The 20,528-nt window shown below is 62.0% G+C and carries 18 protein-coding genes; 6 read left to right on the top strand and 12 right to left on the bottom strand.

Going from position 1 to position 20,528, the window contains the following annotated elements:
* Window positions 1–130 precede the first annotated feature (130 nt).
* On the top strand, window positions 131–2,083 hold the full coding sequence (locus tag IEY62_RS11675) for a M13 family metallopeptidase (RefSeq protein ID WP_189017790.1): 1,953 nt from the start codon (window positions 131–133) through the stop codon (window positions 2,081–2,083).
* A 74-nt stretch (window positions 2,084–2,157) separates the two neighbouring features.
* On the opposite strand, the gene IEY62_RS11670 is transcribed toward IEY62_RS11675, so the two are convergent.
* From IEY62_RS11670 to IEY62_RS11650, 5 genes are all read right to left on the bottom strand, one after another.
* Entirely contained in the window at window positions 2,158–3,717 is a 1,560-nt protein-coding gene (locus IEY62_RS11670; protein WP_189017788.1) for an LCP family protein, read from the bottom strand.
* 106 nt (window positions 3,718–3,823) lie between these two features.
* Window positions 3,824–4,786 (bottom strand): GTPase Era, encoded by a 963-nt coding sequence (gene era, locus IEY62_RS11665; RefSeq protein WP_018777698.1) that lies wholly within the window; start codon window positions 4,784–4,786, stop codon window positions 3,824–3,826.
* A complete protein-coding gene (locus IEY62_RS11660; RefSeq protein WP_189017786.1) occupies window positions 4,770–6,101 on the bottom strand; it encodes a hemolysin family protein in 1,332 nt (443 codons plus the stop codon). The genes era and IEY62_RS11660 overlap by 17 nt, the downstream gene beginning before the upstream one ends.
* The gene (gene ybeY / locus IEY62_RS11655; protein ID WP_089595199.1) at window positions 6,098–6,571 is read right to left on the bottom strand and encodes an rRNA maturation RNase YbeY; all 474 of its coding nucleotides are present in this window, start codon (window positions 6,569–6,571) and stop codon (window positions 6,098–6,100) included. Before ybeY ends, IEY62_RS11660 begins: the two co-directional genes overlap by 4 nt.
* The gene (locus tag IEY62_RS11650; protein WP_189017784.1) at window positions 6,568–7,647 is read right to left on the bottom strand and encodes a PhoH family protein; all 1,080 of its coding nucleotides are present in this window, start codon (window positions 7,645–7,647) and stop codon (window positions 6,568–6,570) included. Before IEY62_RS11650 ends, ybeY begins: the two co-directional genes overlap by 4 nt.
* A 377-nt stretch (window positions 7,648–8,024) precedes the next feature.
* On the opposite strand from IEY62_RS11650, the gene IEY62_RS11645 reads away from it, so the two are divergent.
* Window positions 8,025–8,900 carry a GerMN domain-containing protein gene (locus IEY62_RS11645; RefSeq protein WP_189018311.1) on the top strand — a complete coding sequence of 292 codons (876 nt, stop codon included), beginning with the start codon at window positions 8,025–8,027 and terminating at the stop codon, window positions 8,898–8,900.
* A gap of 15 nt (window positions 8,901–8,915) precedes the next feature.
* On the opposite strand, the gene IEY62_RS11640 is transcribed toward IEY62_RS11645, so the two are convergent.
* The 3 genes from IEY62_RS11640 to hrcA are packed head-to-tail and all read right to left on the bottom strand — an operon-like array spanning window position 8,916 to window position 11,866.
* A complete protein-coding gene (locus tag IEY62_RS11640; protein WP_189017782.1) occupies window positions 8,916–9,677 on the bottom strand; it encodes a 16S rRNA (uracil(1498)-N(3))-methyltransferase in 762 nt (253 codons plus the stop codon).
* A gap of 2 nt (window positions 9,678–9,679) precedes the next feature.
* Complete coding sequence (dnaJ, locus tag IEY62_RS11635) at window positions 9,680–10,807, bottom strand: molecular chaperone DnaJ (RefSeq protein ID WP_055975889.1); 1,128 nt, start codon at window positions 10,805–10,807, stop codon at window positions 9,680–9,682.
* A 51-nt stretch (window positions 10,808–10,858) separates the two neighbouring features.
* Window positions 10,859–11,866 carry a heat-inducible transcriptional repressor HrcA gene (gene hrcA, locus IEY62_RS11630; RefSeq protein ID WP_189017779.1) on the bottom strand — a complete coding sequence of 336 codons (1,008 nt, stop codon included), beginning with the start codon at window positions 11,864–11,866 and terminating at the stop codon, window positions 10,859–10,861.
* 232 nt (window positions 11,867–12,098) lie between these two features.
* Here hrcA and IEY62_RS11625 point away from each other — a divergent pair, with 232 nt between their 5' ends.
* Both IEY62_RS11625 and IEY62_RS11620 read left to right on the top strand, forming a co-directional pair.
* Window positions 12,099–12,950 carry a DUF3097 domain-containing protein gene (locus IEY62_RS11625; protein WP_189017776.1) on the top strand — a complete coding sequence of 284 codons (852 nt, stop codon included), beginning with the start codon at window positions 12,099–12,101 and terminating at the stop codon, window positions 12,948–12,950.
* Window positions 12,951–13,080: 130 nt separating this feature from the next.
* The gene (locus IEY62_RS11620; RefSeq protein WP_018777707.1) at window positions 13,081–13,494 is read left to right on the top strand and encodes a DUF4870 domain-containing protein; all 414 of its coding nucleotides are present in this window, start codon (window positions 13,081–13,083) and stop codon (window positions 13,492–13,494) included.
* A 116-nt stretch (window positions 13,495–13,610) separates the two neighbouring features.
* On the opposite strand, the gene hemW is transcribed toward IEY62_RS11620, so the two are convergent.
* A complete protein-coding gene (hemW, locus tag IEY62_RS11615) occupies window positions 13,611–14,840 on the bottom strand; it encodes a radical SAM family heme chaperone HemW (RefSeq protein ID WP_189017773.1) in 1,230 nt (409 codons plus the stop codon).
* Complete coding sequence (gene lepA, locus IEY62_RS11610; protein ID WP_026267159.1) at window positions 14,841–16,694, bottom strand: translation elongation factor 4; 1,854 nt, start codon at window positions 16,692–16,694, stop codon at window positions 14,841–14,843. It lies immediately after the preceding gene.
* A 160-nt stretch (window positions 16,695–16,854) separates the two neighbouring features.
* Here lepA and IEY62_RS11605 point away from each other — a divergent pair, with 160 nt between their 5' ends.
* Both IEY62_RS11605 and rpsT read left to right on the top strand, forming a co-directional pair.
* The gene (locus IEY62_RS11605; RefSeq protein ID WP_189017769.1) at window positions 16,855–17,391 is read left to right on the top strand and encodes a type II toxin-antitoxin system PemK/MazF family toxin; all 537 of its coding nucleotides are present in this window, start codon (window positions 16,855–16,857) and stop codon (window positions 17,389–17,391) included.
* Window positions 17,392–17,559: 168 nt separating this feature from the next.
* The gene (gene rpsT, locus IEY62_RS11600; RefSeq protein ID WP_011774926.1) at window positions 17,560–17,820 is read left to right on the top strand and encodes a 30S ribosomal protein S20; all 261 of its coding nucleotides are present in this window, start codon (window positions 17,560–17,562) and stop codon (window positions 17,818–17,820) included.
* Window positions 17,821–17,911: 91 nt separating this feature from the next.
* Here rpsT and holA read toward each other — a convergent pair whose 3' ends face one another.
* Window positions 17,912–18,928, bottom strand: a complete 1,017-nt coding sequence (holA, locus tag IEY62_RS11595) for a DNA polymerase III subunit delta (RefSeq protein WP_189017766.1) — start codon at window positions 18,926–18,928, stop codon at window positions 17,912–17,914.
* On the bottom strand, window positions 18,847–20,355 hold the full coding sequence (locus tag IEY62_RS11590) for a ComEC/Rec2 family competence protein (protein ID WP_229785237.1): 1,509 nt from the start codon (window positions 20,353–20,355) through the stop codon (window positions 18,847–18,849). Before IEY62_RS11590 ends, holA begins: the two co-directional genes overlap by 82 nt.
* Between the last annotated feature and the right edge of the window lie 173 nt (window positions 20,356–20,528).

The raw sequence follows: 20,528 nt of genomic DNA, 5'->3' as shown, positions 1-20,528 counted from the left end.
GCATTTCCGCACGCACAAAATTACAGTAACACGGTGCGTATGATGACAGTGCAACACCTCATGCAACGTCCACTATGCAGACGCCGCGGCGGTGGCAACGCCAGCTGCAGCGTCCACACAAGGAGCCACAGTGCCACAGTCGGGGATCACTCTTTCGAATATCGACCACAGCGTCCGGCCCCAGGACGACCTCTATCAACACGTCAATGGCGCGTGGCTCAACAGCACTACGATTCCAGACGACAGGCCGCTGGAAGGTACGTTCACCGCACTGCGTGACGGGGCCGAACTCGCTGTCAAGGCAATCATCGAAGAAGCCGCGGGCAAGGGTGGTTCGGCCACCGGTATTGAGCAAAAGGTGGGCGGACTCTACGCCAGCTTCATGGACGAGGCTGCAGCAGAAGCAAAGGGACTCGAACCCGTGCGCGCCCGCCTTGACGAGGTCAGCGCAATCGACTCCCCGCTGGACCTGGCTGCCTTGATCGGCCGCCTTTTCCGTTCAGATGTGTCCGGTCTCTTTTCGATTTACCCCGCGCCGGATGCCGGAAACCCTGAACGTATTCTGTTGTACATCGGGCAGGGCGGCCTGGGGTTGCCCGACGAGTCTTACTACCGCGAGGAAAAATTCGCCGCCATTGTGGCGGCGTACACCAGCTACATCGAGAAGCTCTTCACGCTCGCTTCCCTTCCCGATGCCTCCAACGCTGCCCAACGGGTGGTCGCACTGGAGACAGCATTGGCTTCGCATCATTGGGACAACGTCACTCTCCGGGATCCCCAAAAGACTTACAACCTTAAGTCCGCGGAGGAGGCCACGGCCCTGTTCCCGTTGCTCGACACGTGGTTTGACGCAGCGCGGGTGGATGCAGCAAAACGGCAGGAAATTGTCGTCAGCACTCCCGATTTTTTCGCAGGTGCCGCGGGATTGCTGGAATCCGAGCCCTTGCAAACCTGGAAGGAATGGCTGACGCTCCGTGTCCTCAGTTCGGCCGCCCCTTACCTGTCGTCCGAGTTCGTGGACACGAACTTCGATTTCTACGGCACCACCCTCAGCGGCACCCCACAGAACAAGGAACGTTGGAAGCGCGGAGTCGCCGTCGTGGAAGCTGCGTTGGGTGAGGCAGTAGGACAAATCTACGTCGAACGCCACTTCCCTGCCGGCCACAAGGCACGGATGGAATCCTTGGTGACCAACCTGATCGCGGCATACCGCGACAGCATCTCGTCCCTGGACTGGATGGGTGAAGAGACAAAGAAAGAAGCACTCAAGAAGTTGGACGCATTCCGTCCCAAGATCGGATTCCCGGAGAAATGGATCGACTATTCCGCCGTGGAAATTGACCCCAATGATCTTCTCGGGAATGTCGAACGCGCCCACGACGCCGACGTGGACCGCCATCTCGACGAAATCGGCAAGCCCGTTGACTTGGCGAAATGGCTGATTACGCCCCAGACCGTCAACGCCTACTACCACCCATTGTTGAATGAGATTGTGTTTCCGGCGGCAATCCTCCAACCACCGTTCTTCACGGCGGAGGCGGACGATGCTGTGAACTACGGTGGAATCGGGGCCGTGATCGGACACGAGATCGGACACGGCTTCGACGACCAAGGATCGCAGTTCGATGGCAGCGGCGCGTTGCGCAATTGGTGGACCGAGGAGGACCGCACGGCATTCGAGGCCCTCACGGCGAAGCTGGTGGCCCAATTCGATGCCCTCTCACCGTATGCCGCACCGGAACACAAGGTGAATGGCAAGCTCACCCTGGGTGAGAACATCGGCGATCTCGGCGGGCTCACCATTGCCTACAAGGCCTATCTCCTGAGCCTGGATGGGAAAGAGCCGGAGGTCATTGACGGCTTCACCGGAAAGCAGCGGTTCTTCATGTCGTGGGCAGCCGGGTGGCGTCAGGTGATCCGGACTGAAGAGGCCATCCGCAGGCTCGCCACGGACCCCCACTCCCCCAACGAGTTCCGGACCAACGCCATCGCCCGCAACCTTGACGCCTTCCAGGAAGCATTCGGCGTAGCTGAGGCAGACGGCATGTGGATGGATCCCCAGGAACGCGTCAGCATCTGGTAGGAACCGAAGACAACGATGGCCGGGTCAGTTTGCAACTGACCCGGCCATTTCGTTTTTTCTACGGAACTGATGTCCTACTGATCGAAGTAGAGCGGGTTCACCTGCTGGCAGACGGCGTCGCTGGCGGTCTGGTTGACCACGTTGGACGGGACCGAAGCTGCTCCGTAAGCTGTGCCGGTGGTGAAGTCCGTACCCACGTACAGCTGCACACCAGCTACTCCGGGAGCCTCTTGGACCTGAGCAGCCGGTATCCCGTAAAGCTTGGCCACATCGGCCGCCACATCGGCGAAACCCTGGCCATAGTAGAGCACCGTCTGGTCAACCGGGTTGGCCAGATAGGACACGGCCTGGGTAAAACCGTTGCCTGTCAAAACGGTCATGAGCTCCTGCGCCCTGGTGGCCACGCCGCTGCCGTTGGCCACAGATACAGGCTGAATGGCTTTATCGTAGGCGGGTGCCGGAGGCGTGGTGGCCGTGGGCTGGGGTGCGGCGGTTTCCGAAGGCGTGGGTGCTGACGTTGCGCCGGGAGTGGTGAGATCGAGGTCGGCACGCAAGGCTGCGAAAAGCTGGGACGCCTGGGGTTCAACGAGTTCAAGCCGGTTTGGATCCACAGCTGCAGCTTGCGTGGGCACCGCCACAAACGCCACCTTGGACACGTCGATGTCCTTCAGGCGTCCTCCAATGGTCAGCAGCGACGGAACCGAGGCCAGGCCCTCGTCAACGGTCAGGTTTTGGGTAACAACATCCGCGATCTGCAGGAGCCGCTGCGGATTGCCCAGGGTGCCTTCACTCTTCAGCTTCCGCGTCAGGGAAGAAAGGAACGCCTGCTGGCCCTTGATGCGGCCGAGGTCTCCACCATCGCCGAACGCATGCCTGGTCCGCAGGAAGGCCAATGCCTGTTCGCCTTCCACCAAGGAGTCGCCCTTCGGCAGACGGAGCCTGGAATCAGGGTCGAAGACGGGATCGCTGACGCACACGTTGACGCCACCCACGGCTTTGGAGAGCTCCTTGACCGCGTTGAAGTCGGCCATCATGAAGTGGTCGATCTCCAGGCCCGTCAATTTGTTGACGGTATCCACGGCGCAGCCGATTCCGGCCTCAGCCATGGCTTCGTTGATCATCACGCCGCTGCGGGCTGGAAAGGTCTGGTTGTTGGTGCGGTCGGTGCATTGGGGAACATCCACAAGAAGGTCCCGGGGGAAGCTGAGGACGTTGACGCGCTTGTTGTCAGCGGAGATGTCCAGCAGCATCATGACGTCCGAGTGGCCATAACCGCTGGAGTCTTCGGTACTTCCGTACTCGGCGTTCTTGCCGTCCCGGGTATCGGAACCGAGGATCAGGATCTGCAGGCGGTCTGTCTTGTCGTTGGCCAAGGCATCGTCGGCGTTGCGTGTTTCAGCGGCGCTCAAAGGCGCCTTGGTGATGTTGGTCTGCAGGCGGATGAACCAGAAAGCAGCGAAGGCGACACCGGCAACCAGCGCGACGGAGACCACGCTTGTGACAATCTTCAACCAGAGCGGAAGACCCTTGCGTTCATTCATATGGCGCGGAGTGCCGTCAGCATCCGCTCCATGGCGTGCCGCAACGGGGCCAGCGGTGCCGGTGCCCTCCGGGCGGGCGTCACGACGTCGCACTATTCGGTTTACCTTTCCTTAAACAGCTCGATCCCCGCAATCATAGTTGCCGTTTCTGGGAAGTTCCTTATCGGGCCGGGAGCCACGCCGGATCCAGCAGTGCTGCCTAGAATCCGAGTTTGACCAATTGCTTGGGATCGCGCTGCCAGTCCTTGGCTACCTTGACGTGCAGATCGAGGTAAATCCGCGTGCCGAGCAGGGTTTCGATACCCTTGCGGGCATTGGTACCAACTTCACGCAGCCGGCTTCCCCCCTTGCCAATGATGATGGCTTTCTGCGAGGGACGCTCAACATACAGATTCACCCGAACATCCAGGAGCGGGTTGTCCTCGGACCGGCCTTCACGCGGCACGATCTCCTCCACCACGACTGCCAGGGAGTGCGGAAGCTCGTCCCGGACACCTTCCAGCGCGGCTTCACGGATGAGCTCCGCGATCATGACCGCTTCCGGCTCATCCGTCAGCTCACCGTCCGGGTACAGCGGCGGAGATGAAGGCATGTGGCTGATCAGGACGTCGGCGACGGTGGAGACCTGGAAACCGTCAGCAGCCGAGACCGGGACGATGTCTGCCCAGCCCTGCTCCCCCAACACTTCACGGCCCAGTGCTGCGACTGCGAGCAGCTGCTCCGTAAGAGCCTGCCGGTCGACAAGATCGGTTTTGGTCACCAGGGCAACGATCGGCTTTCGCCCGACGGCGGCCAGCTGGGCTGCGATGAATTTGTCGCCCGGGCCGATCTTTTCGTTGGCGGGCAAGCAGAACCCGATGGCATCAACTTCGGCCAAAGTATCGGCAACGAGCTCGTTGAGCCGCTTTCCCAACAGTGTCCGCGGACGATGAAGGCCCGGGGTGTCCACGAGGATCAACTGCGCGTCCTCCCGGTGGACGATGCCGCGGATGGTGTGACGCGTGGTTTGCGGTTTGGCCGAAGTGATGGCCACCTTCTGGCCCACCAAGGCGTTCGTCAGCGTTGACTTGCCCGCATTCGGCCGGCCAACCAGCACCGAGAACCCCGCGTGAAAGCCGCCAAAGTCGCTATCGGCGTCGAATTTCTTATTTTGCTTGCTCACGTGGAACTCCCTGTTGCGTTGAGTCGGCGTCGTCGAGAAGGTCTTCAAGGTCAGTGTCTTCCTTTGGCATGGCGGCCGCAATGATATGGCTGACCCTGTTTCGGCGACCCTCCAGCCTATCTGCCTTAAGGAACACCCCGTTCACTTCCACCGAGCTTCCAACAATCGGAACCTGGCCGAGAGCCTTGGCGAGGAGCCCGCCCACGGTGTCCACCTCGTCGTCGTCGAGGTCGATGTCGAACAGTTCGCCAAGATCATCGATGCTCATTCGCGCGCTGACCCGGTAGTGACCGTCACCCAGATCGACGGCTTCCTCTGCCGCGGCATCGTATTCGTCAACGATTTCACCCACGATTTCCTCAATGAGGTCTTCCAAAGTCACCAGGCCGGCGGTTCCGCCATATTCATCAATGACGATGGCTACGTGGGTGGACTCCTGCTGGAGCTCCCTCAGCAAATCGCTCACTGGCTTGGACTCCGGGACGTAACGGACATCGCGGGCCAGCGAATCGACGTCGTGCGCCTGCAACCCAGGTTCACTTCGGTGCATCGCGGCGGCAACGTCCTTGAGATACAGAATGCCCCGGATCTGATCCGTGTTTTCACCGATGACCGGAATTCGCGAGTACCCGGACCGCAGGAACAAGCCCATGGCAGTCTCCAGGTCTGCCCCGGTGGCGATGCTGACGATGTCCGTGCGGGGAACCATGACGGAACGCACCAACGTATCGCCAAAGTCGAAGACAGAATGGATGAGCTCGGCTTCGTTGTCTTCGATCATGTCCGACTCAGCTGCACGGTCGACGAACTCGCGGAACTCTTCCTCACTGACGAAAGCATCATCACCGCTGGGTGCACCCGGGGCCACAGCTTGGCCAAGCGCCACCAGCCAACCCGGGACAGGACCCAGTATCCAGCACAAAAATCTGATCAGCGGTGCCGTGAAGCGCACCACGGGGCCTGAGTGCGCACGTCCCAGCTGCCGGGGTGAAACGCCCACCAGCACAAAGCCGATCACGGCCATGATGCCTGTCGCGGCCAGGCCGGCGAGCCACACATTGTCCAGCAGGCTGTGGAGGACAACCGCAACGGCCACGGCCGCTGCCATTTCAAACCAGACGCGCCAAAAACGCAGGGCGCGCATGTGGGCGATGGGGTTTTTGAGGATGCCAGCCAGGGCCGTGCCTTTGCTCCGGCCAATGGATTGTTCGGCCTCATGCCTCGGCAGGAAGTTGAACGCAGCCTCGGCCGCGGTCAGCAGGGCAACAAAGCTGAGGAAAACCAGCGCCATGCCGACCAGAATGATCGACGTCACTGCATGGTCTCCATGGGGGCATCCTTGCCCAGGAATTCAGACAGCAGTTCCCGCTGCAAGCCAAACATTTCTTCTTTTTCCTCGGGCTCGGCGTGGTCGAAGCCCAGCAGGTGGAGGATTCCGTGCGTGGTCAGCAACAGCATCTCATCCTGGGTAGGGTGGCCAGCGTTGCGCGCCTGCACCTCAGCCACCTGCGGGCAGATCGCGATGTCCCCCAGCATGCCCTGGGGTGTTGGCTTGTCCGGCGTGCCGGGCGTCAACTCATCCATGGGCACGGACAGCACATCCGTGGCTCCCGGCTCATCCATCAGCTCAATGTGCAGTTTCTCCATGGCGGGTTCGTCCACCAGCAGGATGGACAGCTCTGCCTGGGGGTGGATGTACAAGCGTTCGAAGATGAAGCGGGACAACGTCACCAGCTGCGCTTCATCCACTGCCACGCCGGACTCGTTGTTGACTTCAATGCTCATTTACGTTCTCCACGTTTATGGGTGTTGGCTGCCTCAGGGCGGTGGGCGTCATCCCATGCGCTGTAGGCGGAGACGATATCGCCCACCAGTCGATGCCGGACCACATCCGCGGCCTCAAGGATGGAGAAATTGACGTCGTCAATCCCGGTCAGGATTTCGCGGACAATACGCAGTCCTGAGGTTGAGCCCGAGGGCAGGTCGATCTGCGTGACGTCACCGGTGACCACCATTTTGGAACCGAACCCGAGCCGTGTCAGGAACATCTTCATCTGTTCCGGAGTGGTGTTCTGGGCTTCATCAAGGATGATGAAAGCGTCGTTCAGGGTACGCCCACGCATGTACGCCAACGGGGCCACCTCGATGGTGCCTGCCGCCATCAATCGCGGAATGGATTCCGGATCCATCATGTCGTGCAGGGCATCGTAGAGAGGACGCAGGTAGGGGTCGATCTTGTCGCTGAGAGTGCCAGGCAGGAATCCGAGCCTCTCCCCCGCCTCAACGGCCGGCCGCGTCAGAATGATCCGGCTGACTTCCTTCATCTGGAGCGCCTGGACAGCCTTGGCCATGGCCAGGTAGGTCTTGCCCGTACCTGCAGGGCCAATGCCAAAAATCACCGTGTTGTCGTCGATCGCGTCAACGTAGTTTTTCTGGTTCAGAGTTTTGGGCCGGATGGTCTTGCCCCGGCTGGAAAGGATGTTGTGTGTCAGGACATCCGCAGGGTTCTGCACGGACTGGGTCCTGAGGAGGGACACCAACTGCTGAAGCACATCCGGGGTGACCAACGTCCCCTTCGCCACAAGACTGCGCACTTCCTCGAGGAGTCGCATGATGCGGGGAATGACAGTGGAGGGACCGGTCATGGAAAGCTCGTTGCCCCGGACGTGGAAGTTGACGTCCTGGAACTGTTCCTCGATGTACCGCAAGGCTTCGTCGTGGCTGCCCAGCGAGTGAACCATCTGGTCGGAGTTGTCGAAAGTAACAACTTCCGTGCGCGTGCCCGGTAAGGTGTGCGGGAACTCGGTGGTCGGCTGGTTCCCGTTTCCGGTTCTGAGCCGCCCGTTCAAAGATTCACTCATAGTGCTGGCCGTACGGCCTGTTCTCCTCCGGTTGATCGTATGACGCAATCCTACGCCAGCGCGGCCCGGGATGGACCTCACCGATGGTCCGGATCACTGCCCGCCACTCCACCGCTGACATTTTGTCTCAACTCGGCATCAAGCCGGTATCAATCATGTTTCAGTTGGCCGGCGTCCGCAGAAACCCCGCCGGACGCCGTCGACGATGTGCCAAGCTGGCATAGCGGGCGGCTGATGCCCCCGCAGCTCCGACCCAAGCGGGCCGCCCACTCTGCGGCCGCCTTTTGCATCGTAAGACAGGAAACGCCATCACCGAGCCAGTGAGCAACGGAAGCGGCGCACGCAAGCGGACCAGGTCCGCCGTCGTCGCGCCGGCGATGCTTGCTGTCATGCTCCTGACTGGTTGTATCGCGAATGGCGGTGGCGGCAGCCAGGCGACACAGAGTTCCCCTCCGATGACGGTCCAGGACGCTCCTGCGAGCAACGCCCCGCTAGAAACGACGCAGGCGTCCACCAAGATTCCGGTCTACTGGATCGGGCGGAGCAAAGACGAGGTCTACCTTTACCGTGAGTTCCGGGACATTTCCGGAGACGGCAACCCTGTGACGACGGCCCTGCGGATCATGATGGCGGAAAAGCCCCTGGATCACGACTTCTTCACTCCGTGGCAGGAACCAGGAAACCTGGCGACCTCCATCTCAGGGAAGAACGTGATCACGGTCGATGTTTCGCGTGACGCCTTCAACTCAAACCTGGATGCCGGGATGGCCCAGCGGGCCATACAGCAGTTGGTTTACACCGCGTCGGCCGCGGCCTCCTCTTCCGGACTCATCAACTCGGGGCAGCAGATCCAGGTAGTCATTCTGGTTGACGGGCACAAGGACTACATGGCCTTCGGGCAAGTAAAACTCGGCGAACCCATGACACGCGATGCCTCCCTGGTAGCACCACTGTGGATCATTGACCCCCAGGAGGACGTGTCCCTGCCCCCTGGATTGATCAAGTTCAACGGGCGCACCACGGACAACTCGCGACCCATCAGCTGGCAGATCCTGCAGGACAACGGCAAGGGTGAGAAGTCGGGCCTGCTTACGGGCCAGACCAAAGCAACGGGCGAACCCGGTCAATATGGCCTGTTCAGCTTTGGCGCAACACTGAAACCCGGGAAGTACGAATTGCGCGTTTCCGAAGTCGACGATGCCGGCAAGACCATCGAATCAAGCACTGACACCCGACTGTTCAGCGTGGGCTGATTCTCCGTTCGCCGGCTACCAGCGACCCAGGACGTCGCTGGCCAGAACGACGGCGGCGGGGCCCGCCGTCGACGACCTCAAGACATGGTGGCCCAAGAGAGCCGTCACGGCTCCTGCATCGCTGAGCCGCGTCACTTCGCGCGGCGAGATTCCGCCTTCAGGCCCCACAATCAACAGCACCTCGCTGGGCGAAGCACCGTCAACGTCCAATGTCTCCAGGACTTCCCGCAGAGGATTCTTGGCGTCCTCATGAAGGATGATGGCGAGGTCGGCCCCAGCAACGGCTTTCGCCAAACCGCTGGAGTCGACGATCGGGCGGACGGGAGGTATCCAGGCCCTACGGGCCTGCTTTGCTGCCGCAGTGACCACTGATTCCCACTTGGCATGCGCCTTGGCCGCCCGCTCCGCCTTCCAGCGCACAATCGATCGCTCCGACTGCCAGGGAACCACGGCATCAATTCCGAGTTCCGTTGCCGTCTCGATTGCGAGCTCGTCACGGTCGCCCTTGGCCAACGCCTGAACCAGCACCAAACGGACGTCCGGCTGCGCTTCGAAAACGACGTCCGTCGCGGTCACCGTCAAGGCACCGGGTGCGACGTCGGCCACTGTCCCGGTGAGACGGGCACCGGCGCCGTCGGCGATGTCAACGGACTCACCGACGGCCAGCCGCTTCACCGTCACCGCATGGCGCGCCTCTGCGCCCTCAAGCACAAACACGGCACCGGGGGTAACGTGGCTGAGGCTGCCGGCCGGCGTGAAGAAAACGGGATTGCTCACCGCTACAGGTTACCGAGCTTGTCCCGGAGCTTTGCGAACATCCCGCCGCTGGCCACCAGTTTGCCTTCGGTGAACTGTTCGCCGCGAAGCTTGGCAAGCTGCTGAAGGAGTTCTTCCTGGGCATGGTCCAGCTTGGTCGGGGTTTCCACGTGCAGGTGCACCTTCAGATCACCACGGCCGTAGCCCCGCAGGTGCGTTACGCCGAGGCCACGAAGGGTGATGACCTCTCCGGACTGCGTGCCCGCCTTCACTTCGATGTCCTGGGCGCCGTCGAACGTCTCAAGCTGCACGTCGGTGCCCAGGGCGGCAGCCGTCATGGGCACGCTGAGCGTGGCATGGAGGTCGTCGCCTTCGCGCACGAACGTGGAATCGTTGTTGACGCGGATCTCCACATAGAGATCACCGGCCGGACCACCCGCGGGTCCTGCTTCGCCCTGGCCGGACAACTGGATGCGCGTACCGGTAGCAACGCCGGCGGGAACCTTGATGGTGAGCGAACGGCGGCTCCTGATGCGCCCCTGGCCGTTGCATTCGTTGCAGGGGTCCTTGATGACAGTGCCGAAACCTTCACAGGAACCACAGGGGGCGGTGGTCATGACCTGCCCGAGGATGGAGCGGACGGCGCGCTGAACCTGGCCGCTGCCACCACAGATGTCGCAGCGTTCGGGGTGAGTGCCCGGGCGGCAGCAGCTGCCGTCGCAGGTGGGGCAGACCACGGCCGTGTCCACTTCAAGCTTCTTGTTGACGCCGAACACGGCATCCTTGAGGTCGATCCGAACACTGATGAGGGCGTCCTGGCCACGACGCACGCGGGAAGCGGGGCCTCCGTGTCCGCCCCCGCCACCAAAGAACGTGTCGAAGATGTCCTGGAAGGCGAAGCCCTGGCCGGCGTAGCCGCCGCCGAAGCCGTTGTCAGTGCCGTTCTCATTGCCCGTGGCGTCGTAAACGCGGCGTTTCTGGGGGTCTGACAACACCTCGTAAGCGTGCGTCACGGCCTTGAACTGCTCCGCGACATCTTCACCGGGGTTTACGTCCGGGTGGAGTTTCCGCGCCAACTTGCGGTACGCCTTTTTGATCTCTTCCCCGGTGGCTTCCGGCGAGACTCCCAAAACGTCATAGTGGCTGCTCAAAGTCGGTATCTCTTCCTGGTTGTACTGCGGATGTTTTTCCCGGACCGGTGTTCAGCCGCCGAGAATGCGGGAAAGGTAGCGGGCCACGGCACGAACTGCTGCCATGGTGGTGGGATAGTCCATGCGGGTTGGCCCAAGGATTCCCACCTTGGCTCCCGAACCGTAGCCGGTGGCCACGACAGAGGCCTCGGCCAAGCCGTCGTATGGATTCTCCCGGCCAATGCTGACTGTGACGCCCCTGGGATCGTCTCCCATGTCCGACAACAACCGGAGCATGACAACTTGTTCCTCAAGGGCCTCAAGCACGGGACCGATGCTTAGCGGGAAGTCAACGTTGGAACGCGCGAGGTTGGCGGTACCGGCCATGAGGATGCGTTCTTCACGGCTGGTGTCGCTCAGGGATTCCAGGCCATTGGCCAGCCTTTGCGCGAGTGCACGAAGATCGGGTGGGCAGAGGGCCACTACCGAGGGAAGCACCTGCGGCAAAAGTGCCAGTTGGGTGCCGGCGATGCTGCCGAGGAAACGTGACCTAAGCAGCATCAAAGCCTCGTTGCCCACGTCAGAGACGGCATCGATGACCTTCTGCACAACACTCCCGGTGTCCGCAATGAGGACAACCAGGACCTGCTTGGGGGCGAGCAGAACGAACTCAGCGTGGCGTACCAGAGCGCGGTGCGAGTGCGGGTACTGCACGACGGCGACCTGGTTGGTCAGCTGGGAAAGGAGCCTTACGGTGCGCTCAAGAATGTCATCGACATCGTCCGGCCCCTCAAGCAGCGAATGGATTGCGCGACGCTCTGCGGCGGACAACGGTTTGACCTGGGAGATGCGGTCAACGAACAGGCGATATCCCTTGTCGGTGGGGATTCGGCCCGCGCTGGTATGCGGGGCGGCAATGAGCCCTTCCTCTTCCAGGACAGCCATGTCATTGCGGATGGTGGCACTGGAAACACCCAGGTGATGACGCTCAACGAGGGCCTTCGATCCAACCGGCTCCCGGGAATGCACGTAATCCTCAACGATGGCACGCAACACTTCCAATTTGCGTGGCTCACTCATTGCTCCACCTCCTGACGACTGCCATGGTCCCTGGGACCGGTCCCCGCGGGACCTCCACTGGATCACCGCACACTTAGCACTCAACATGCCCAAGTGCTAACAAGTCTAGTATGAGCCACCACGTTGTTAGCATTGAAACCGTCCGCGGACTGCATCCAGGACGGCGTCCCAGCACCTGTTGACGGCAAGCCGCCCCTGTCCCTTTTCACATCACCACAGAGGTAGGAATTCCTTGGCTTTCGACAATTGGGGCCCGCAGGACCTGACCGCTCCAGCCAAACGCCAGCTCCCTGAGGTGCCCGTGCAACGCGGCATGGTCCTCGAAGACGTCCAGTCAGGTTGGGTGGGAGAAGTCACCCGGGTTGAAAAAACCGGTGGCATGCACATCGTGTCCCTTGAGGACAGACGAGGCAAGACGAAATCGTTCCAGCTCGGGTACGGATTTCTTCTCGAAGGCCAGGCGATCCGGTTGATGCCTCCGGCCCCTCGCCGGCCCGCTTCAGCAGTTCCGGCAACCCGTACCGCCTCGGGTTCGGTGAAGGTCCAGGGGCACCGTGCGCAGGTCGCCAAGGCCAGCCGCGTCTGGGTGGAAGGCAAGCACGACGCTGAACTCGTGGAGAAAGTCTGGGGTGACGACCTCCGGGTCGAGGGAATCGTGGTTGAACCGCTCCACGGCGTAGACGACCTCAAATCCGCCATTTCCGACTTCCGTCCCGGTCCCGGCCGCCGCCTCGGCATACTGGTGGACCACCTCGTACCGGGTTCAAAGGAGTCCCGCATCGCGGCCGAAGCCATGACAGTCCCCGGCGCTGCAGGCAACGTCCTGATCGTGGGCCATCCATACGTGGACGTGTGGCAGGCCATCCGGCCGAAGGTCCTGGGCATAGAGCAATGGCCTGCCGTGCCCCGGGGCACCGATTGGAAGACCGGGATACTTACAGCCTTCGGCTGGCCCCATGAAACGTCGGAGGACATTGGGCTGGGCTGGCAACGTCTGCTGGGCGCAGTGCGCAGCTACGCGGACCTTGAGGCCTCCTTGTTGGGCCGTGTGGAAGAAGTCATTGACTTCCTCACCGTCCCGTAGTCCTCTGGTCCGGCCCGCCCGGATCTCGCATGCTTCCGGGGCGTTGGTCCCGGGAAGGACGCGCGGGCCGGTATTCTTGGACAGCAACACCGCAGCATCTTTTAAGCATTTAAAGCAAAGGGAAGACACCGTGGCAGATAACGCTCCTGAAGAACCGGGCAGCGCCGCAGGCCGGCCCCAGTACCATGGCGCCCCTGCCAACGCACTCCCGTTGACGGCCAGCGAGGACAGGCAGTGGGCCACTCTGGCGCACTTCGGCGGCATCCTGGGATGCTTGCCGGCGCTCTTGATCTACCTGATCTTCCGCGACCGTGGGCCGTTCACAGCGCAGGAATCCAAGGAGGCGCTGAATTTCACGTTGCCTCCCACCATTGCCGCCGTCCTGGCGAACATCCTTGTCCTGCTGCCGGTGGTCGGCAACATTTTTGCCGTCATTGCCACGGGCATCTGGGTAGCACTGACGTGCTTCTCTGTCTCCGCGGGCATCCGGGTCAATCACGGCCAGCCGCACCGGTACCGTTTCAATCTTCGCTGGATCAAGTAGGGCCGGCGCTGGATCAAGTAGGGCCGGGCCGGCCGCTGATCCGGAAGGATGGAGCACCGGAGAACATATCTCCGGTGACGGTCAGTCTTCCGGCAAGGTCAGTCTTCCGGTGATGATCAGTCCGGAAGGATCCTGCGGACTACAGCATCTGCGAGCAGCCTGCCCTTCAAGGTAAGGACCAGGCGCCCCTTGAACGCCTGCACCGGATCGACCAGCTCATCCGCAATCAGGCCCGCCATGGCGTGGCGGCCAATCGCATCCAAGGCATCCACAGCAAGTCCCGTTCCCAGCCGCGCCTCCAACATGATCCGCTCGACTTCCCGGGTGCCGGCGTCGAGGGTTTCGCGCCCGGCGGCAGGCGAGGTCCCTGCCCCCAATCGTGATGCGTAGGCCGTGGGGTGCTTGACGTTCCACCACCGGACGCCACCCACGTGTGAGTGGGCGCCGGGGCCGATCCCCCACCAATCATCTCCGCGCCAATACGCCAGATTATGCTTGCAGGCCTGCTCCGGAGTCCTGGACCAGTTGCTGACCTCGTACCAGTTCAAGCCCGCTGATGAGATCATTTTGTCCGCCAGCTCGTACTTGGCGGCGTGGTCGTCGTCGTCGATTCCGGGCACCTGGCCCCGCTTGATCTGCGCGGCAAGTTTGGTGCCGTCCTCCACTATCAGTGCGTAAGCGCTGATATGGTCCGGCCCGTACGAAAGTGCCGTCTTGAGGGAGAACTCCCAGTCCTCCATGGACTCCCCGGGGGTCCCGTAGATAAGGTCCAGGCTGACGGACAGGCCGGCTTCACGGGCCCATTGCACCACCAGAGGCACCCGGCTTGGAGTGTGGGTGCGGTCCAGGACTTTGAGGACGTGCGGAACGGCAGACTGCATGCCGAACGACACACGTGTGAATCCCGCGTCCGCGAGTACCTTCAAGGATTCCGGTGTGACTGAGTCCGGATTTGCCTCGGTGGTCACCTCGGCTCCGGGCTCAAGGCCCCAATATCCGACGGCGGCGCGCAGGATCTGCGCGAGGTCTTCCGCAGGCAGAAGGGTTGGGGTGCCGCCGCCGAAAAATACCGTGCTCAGGGGCCGGCGTGGAAGGCCTGAAGCCTCAAGCGCCGTAGCCGCAAAAGCCACTTCGGAAACCGCCGTGGAAGCATACGCATCCTGTGACGCTCCCCCGCCGAGCTCCGTGGCGGTGTAGGTGTTGAAATCGCAATAACCACACCGCACGGCACAGAACGGAATGTGCACGTAGAGCCCGAATTTGCGCTGCTCGACGCCGTCCAGCACCTGCGGTGGCAATAAGCCATCCGCAGGTGCCGGATCGCCCAAAGGTAGGACGCTGGGCATTTACTTCTTGGCCTTGTCCTTGGACTCGTCGGTTGTCAGTGCTGCGATGAAGGCCTCCTGGGGCACCTCAACCCGGCCCACCATCTTCATGCGCTTCTTGCCTTCTTTTTGCTTCTCGAGCAACTTGCGCTTACGGGTGATGTCACCGCCGTAGCACTTTGCAAGAACGTCCTTGCGGATGGCACGAATGCTCTCTCGGGCAATAATGCGGGAGCCAATGGCTGCCTGGATGGGCACTTCGAACTGCTGCCTCGGGATGAGCTCGCGGAGCTTTCCGGTCATCATGACACCGTAGGCGTAGGCCTTGTCGCGGTGCGTGATGGCACTGAAAGCATCTACCTGTTCACCCTGAAGCAGGATGTCGACCTTGACGAGGTCGGCTACCTGTTCGCCGTCGGCCTTCCAGTCCAGCGACGCGTAACCGCGGGTCTTGGACTTCAGGAGGTCGAAGAAGTCGAACACGATCTCGGCCAGCGGGATCCAGTAACGGAGCTCCACACGGTCCTCGGACAGGTAGTCCATGCCCTTCATTTGACCGCGGCGGCTCTGGCAAAGTTCCATGATGGCACCGACGAACTCGTTGGGCGCAAGGACAGTGGCAGACACCATCGGCTCGCGGACTTCGGAGATCTTGCCCGTGGGGTACTCGCTGGGGTTGGTGACGTGGACGACGCGCTTGTCTTCCAGGGTGACCTCATACTCCACGTTCGGAGCAGTGGAGATGAGGTCCAGGTTGTATTCACGCTCGAGGCGCTCACGGGTGATTTCCAGGTGCAAAAGCCCCAGGAAGCCCACACGGAAGCCGAAGCCCAGCGCTGCGGAGGTCTCAGGTTCGTACACCAGGGCGGCGTCGTTGAGCATGAGCTTTTCGAGCGCATCGCGAAGGACCGGATAATCCGTGCCATCCAAGGGGTAAAGACCTGAGAAGACCATCGGCTTGGCATCTGCGTAACCGCTGAGGGATTCCGACGCCGGCTTGGCCAGGTTGGTTACGGTGTCGCCGACCTTGGACTGACGGACGTCCTTCACACCGGTGATCAGGTAGCCCACCTCGCCTACGCCCAAACCCTTCGACGGCGTGGGCTCCGGTGAGCTCACACCGATTTCGAGGAGCTCGTGCGTCGCACGGGTAGACATCATCTGGATACGTTCGCGGGGATGGAGCATGCCATCCACGACACGTACATAGGTGACGACGCCCCGGTAGGTGTCATAGACCGAGTCGAAGATCATGGCCCGGGCGGGAGCGTCAGGATCTCCCACGGGCGAAGGCAGATCGCGGACGATCTTGTCCAGGAGCGCTTCGACGCCCACACCCGTCTTGCCGGAAACCTTCAGGACGTCTTCCGGGTCCCCGCCGATGAGGTTGGCGAGCTCAGCCGCGTACTTCTCGGGCTGGGCTGCAGGGAGGTCGATCTTGTTCAGGACCGGAATGATGGTCAGGTTGTTTTCCATCGCCAGGTACAGGTTGGCCAGGGTTTGGGCTTCGATGCCCTGTGCCGCATCGACCAGCAGAACCGCGCCCTCGCAGGCTGCCAGGGACCGGGAAACCTCGTAGGTGAAGTCAACGTGGCCCGGAGTGTCGATCATGTTCAGGGCATAGCTGGTGCCGTCAAGTTCCCATGGCATGCGGACAGCCTGGGATTTGATGGTGATACCGCGTTCGCGCTCAATATCCATGCGATCCAGATACTGGGCCTTCATGTCGCGTTGCTGAACGACGCCGGTGAACTGCAGCATGCGGTCGGCCAAGGTGGATTTACCGTGGTCAATATGGGCAATGATGCAGAAGTTCCGGATGATGGCCGGATCTGTTGCGGCGGGCACCGGTGCGGTGCGGGCCATGGGAGACACGCAGGATCCTTACTGTCGACACTCACACGGCAATTACCTGAACTGGGCATAAGCCAGCCCGAACATGCCGCGCATCTGATCCTCTAGTCTCCCATGAACCAGCGCTTCGCCGTGCATCGCGCGCCCTGCTGTCGGGCGGCGTCGGATGTAGCGTGTTCCTATGGCTTTTGACGTGCGCCCCCTGGGGAAATTTCTGTTGCGTTCACTTAAGGCGCTGCGTGGCGGCAGCTCCAAGCCCGCCGCACCCTCGTCGACGGCGGACAAACCTGCCCGGCGTCCCGCCGTCGGGCAGTCACTTGGCCGCTACCCCGGCGACTTCCGCGGAGCCGTCAGGCCCAGCTACTCTCCCAAACCGGACGGCAAGCCGGATCCGGGTGAAATCGTGTGGGGCTGGGTTCCCTATGAAGAGGACCACTCGCAGGGCAAAGACCGCCCTGTGCTTCTCATCGGGCGGGACGGAGAATGGTTGCTTGGGTTGATGTTGACCTCGAAAGACCATGACAACGGAGCCCGCGCTGGCGGCTACGTAGACATCGGCGCCGGCCCTTGGGACCGGCAGGGCCGACCCAGTGAAGTGAATGTACAGCGCATCATCCGCCTGGACCCCCGGGCCGTGCGGCGCGAAGGTGCAGTGTTGGCAAAGCAGCAATTCCAGGACGTTTCCCGGGGCCTCAGAGCTCGCCAAAGCGCCCATTGAACCCCGGGTCTCCGTTATCGGCGAGTATCTGCTATCCTTTATAGCTGTGTGTCCGTGCAGGTCGACGGCCACTCATGGTTGGCTGCCATAGGCATCCCCACGCCGCTCAGTCGATGGCCAACCTGAAAACCCTCTAGACCATTTCCGCATTAAAAAGAGAGTTCATACGTGGCTAATATCAAGTCCCAGAAGAAGCGCATCCTCACCAACGAGAAGGCTCGCCTGCGTAACAACGCTGTCAAGTCCGAGCTGAAGACGGCCATCCGCGCCGTCAACACCGCCGTTGAGTCTGCTGACAAGGATGCTGCTGGAACTGCACTTGTTGCTGCCAGCCGCAAGCTGGACAAGGCTGTCAGCAAGGGCGTTATTCACAAGAACAACGCTGCAAACCGCAAGTCGGCGATCTCCAAGAAGGTCAACGCACTCTAAGGTTTCTCCAGTTCGACTGAGCTGATCAAAAGGCCGGCACCCCCTGGGTGCCGGCCTTTGGGTTTAACGCCCGGTATATTTCCGGCCAGCTTCAGCGACGACTGGCCGACGTGGCGATCACAGTGACGGCGTGCTCCACCGCGTAGACGGGATCACGCGATTCACCCTTCACCTGGGCATCTGCCTCGGCAATGACTTGGATGGAACGGATCAGGCCCTCAGGTGTCCACCTGCGCACGTCGCGTTGGGCCTGTTCCACCAGCCATGGCTGCATTCCCAGATTTCTGGCGATGGTGGCTGAAGACCCGTTGGCCCCCGCCACTTTGGCCAGCGTCCGAAGTTTGGCCGCCAGTGCTGCCACCAGCGGAACGGGGTCGACGCCGGTGGCCAGTGCGTGCCGAAGAGTGGACAGTGCCCCTGGACCATTGCCGGCCATGGCGGCATCTGCGACCTTGAACGCCGTGGCTTCCACCCGCCCACCGTAGTAACGCTCCACGGTCTCTGCCGTCACAGCAGTAGTGGCATCGGCGATGAGCTGGCCGCACGCTGATGCGAGCTCTGAAAGGTTGGCACCGACCGCGTTTACCAGCGCCTGGACGGCTTCGCCTTCAATGCGACGTCCGCCCGCTTTGAACTCTGAGACAACGAAGGCGGTCTTGTCCGCGTCCTTCTTCAGGGGCTGGCAGTCGATGACGGGCCATCCTCCTGCCTTCACGGCATCAAGGAACTTCTTGCCGCGAACTCCACCGCCGTGGCGAAGGACCAGGACAACGTCCTGGTCAGGGTGCCGAAGATACGCCAGGCCGTCTGCCAGGAACGCGTCGTTCATGGCTTCAAGGCCCTCGACCTCGATGAGCTTTCCTTCTCCGAAGAGGGACGGGGTCACCGTCATCGCCAGCGTCCCTGCCTCGTACGAGCCGGCGTTCAGACGGCTGAGTTCCACGTCCGGCGTCGCGGCACGTACCTGCGTGCGGATCCGATCCATGGCGCGGATACCAAGGTATTCTTCCGGCCCGGTGATCAAAACTACGGCGGCCGGGTTGGCATCGCGCCAGCTGACGTTGTTCGCCCCGGCGTTCTTGGCCCTGGTGTTCTGGGCAGCAGCCACTGGTGTTTCCTTCCGGACGATTCCTTGCAAATATCAAGTCTGCCATGCCTGCGCTCTGTCACGCGCTCGAGGAACCGCACCACACCGGCGTGCAAAGTCATCGTCCGTGCCAGAACCGGTTCCGGTTTCAGCACCATCCAGAGCAGCGTGACGCTGACGCCCGAGCACAGCACCATGGCTGCGACACCAGACGGGCCTTCGGCCCACGGCATCGTGGCCCCGGGCAAAGCAGCGAAGAACCTTGCCACGGCCGCGACCGCGGCAGCACATCCGCCGGCCACAGCAACAGGCACCACTGCCAGCCCTGGCGCCAACGCAGCCAGCGGCACAGCGATCGTCCCGACGATGGTCACCGGGGCGACCAAGGGACCTGCCACAACGTTGGCGATGAGCGCAAAAGGAGTAAATTGCGGCTGGAGTGCCACGATGACAGGTCCGCACAGCAGCTGGGCGGAGAAGGGAACGGCCACTCCGGCAGCCACCCACCTGGGGACGCGGGAAGGTATCCAGGATGCAACCCGGCTGGCCAGGAGCACTATCCCGAGAGTGGCCAGTACCGACAGGAGAAATCCCACATTCGCCGCCATGGTCGGGTTAAGGAACAACAGAATCGCTGCGGCGACGCAAAGGAAAGTCAGGGAACGTCCCCGCAAGCCGCCCACCAAGGCGGCCAGGCCTACTGCTCCCATTACGGCGGCGCGCATGACACTTGGGTCCGGGCCGACCATGGCCACGAACCCCATCAGGCCGCCTGCAGCAATAATGGCCGCCAACGGGCGCGATAGCCGAAGGGACCGGGCCAGCAGAATGAATCCTCCCAGCACGAGGCTGCAATTGGCGCCACTAACGGCTGTTAGATGCGTCATTCCGGTTGTCTTCATGTCAGTTTTAAGACTCTCCGGCAAGGCACTTGTGTCCCCGGTGACCATGCCCGGCAACAACCCGGCTGCATCGGGAGGCAACCACCTTGTAGCGGCGCTGAAGGAATGCTTGAGCTCGCTGGCGGATTGCCGGATATCGGGTTGGGAGGCGAGTACCACCGGACCTGAGGACGCCGACAAGAGAGCCGCCTGGGCTTGCCCGTCACGGACTTCCCTGAGGGTCCCGGTTGTTCTGACCACTTGGCCCGCCTGCGCCTTCTCCCAACCGTCGCCACCGGCGATCAGTACATCCGCCGCCCCCCGCGTTACAGTGCCATTCGCCGTGACGGCCAACAATTCGGCTGTCACCGTCCATCTGTTCCCACCGGACTGGCCAGGCGTCGTCGCTGGGGCCGGGCTTCCCGTGATCCGGATCTCCATGACGACTCCGCTGTGGTCCGCGACCACTTGCGCCAGCGGCCCTGTGTCCCGCTGGACGCCCATCGCTGCACAATGGACCGCGACGGCAGCCCCGAAGAAGCAAGCCAAAGCGAAAGTGGCAGGCATCGTCCGGGCACGCACCCCCGCGCGGGGCCGCCGACGCCCGCAAAACAGCAGGCACGCGCCTACGATCGATAAGAAACCGGCCGCGGCCCACGACCAAACGGCTTCACTGAAGGTGCCAGCGTACGCCGCTCCCCACGCTGTGGCTGCCGTTGGAACCAGCCGGAGATCTGTAC

Origin of the sequence: Paenarthrobacter histidinolovorans (genome assembly GCF_014647595.1) — a bacterium.
Taxonomy (GTDB): Bacteria; Actinomycetota; Actinomycetes; order Actinomycetales; family Micrococcaceae; genus Arthrobacter; species Arthrobacter histidinolovorans.
The sequence above is the reverse complement of the archived record's forward strand: the minus strand, read 5'-3'. Positions and strand labels throughout refer to the sequence as shown.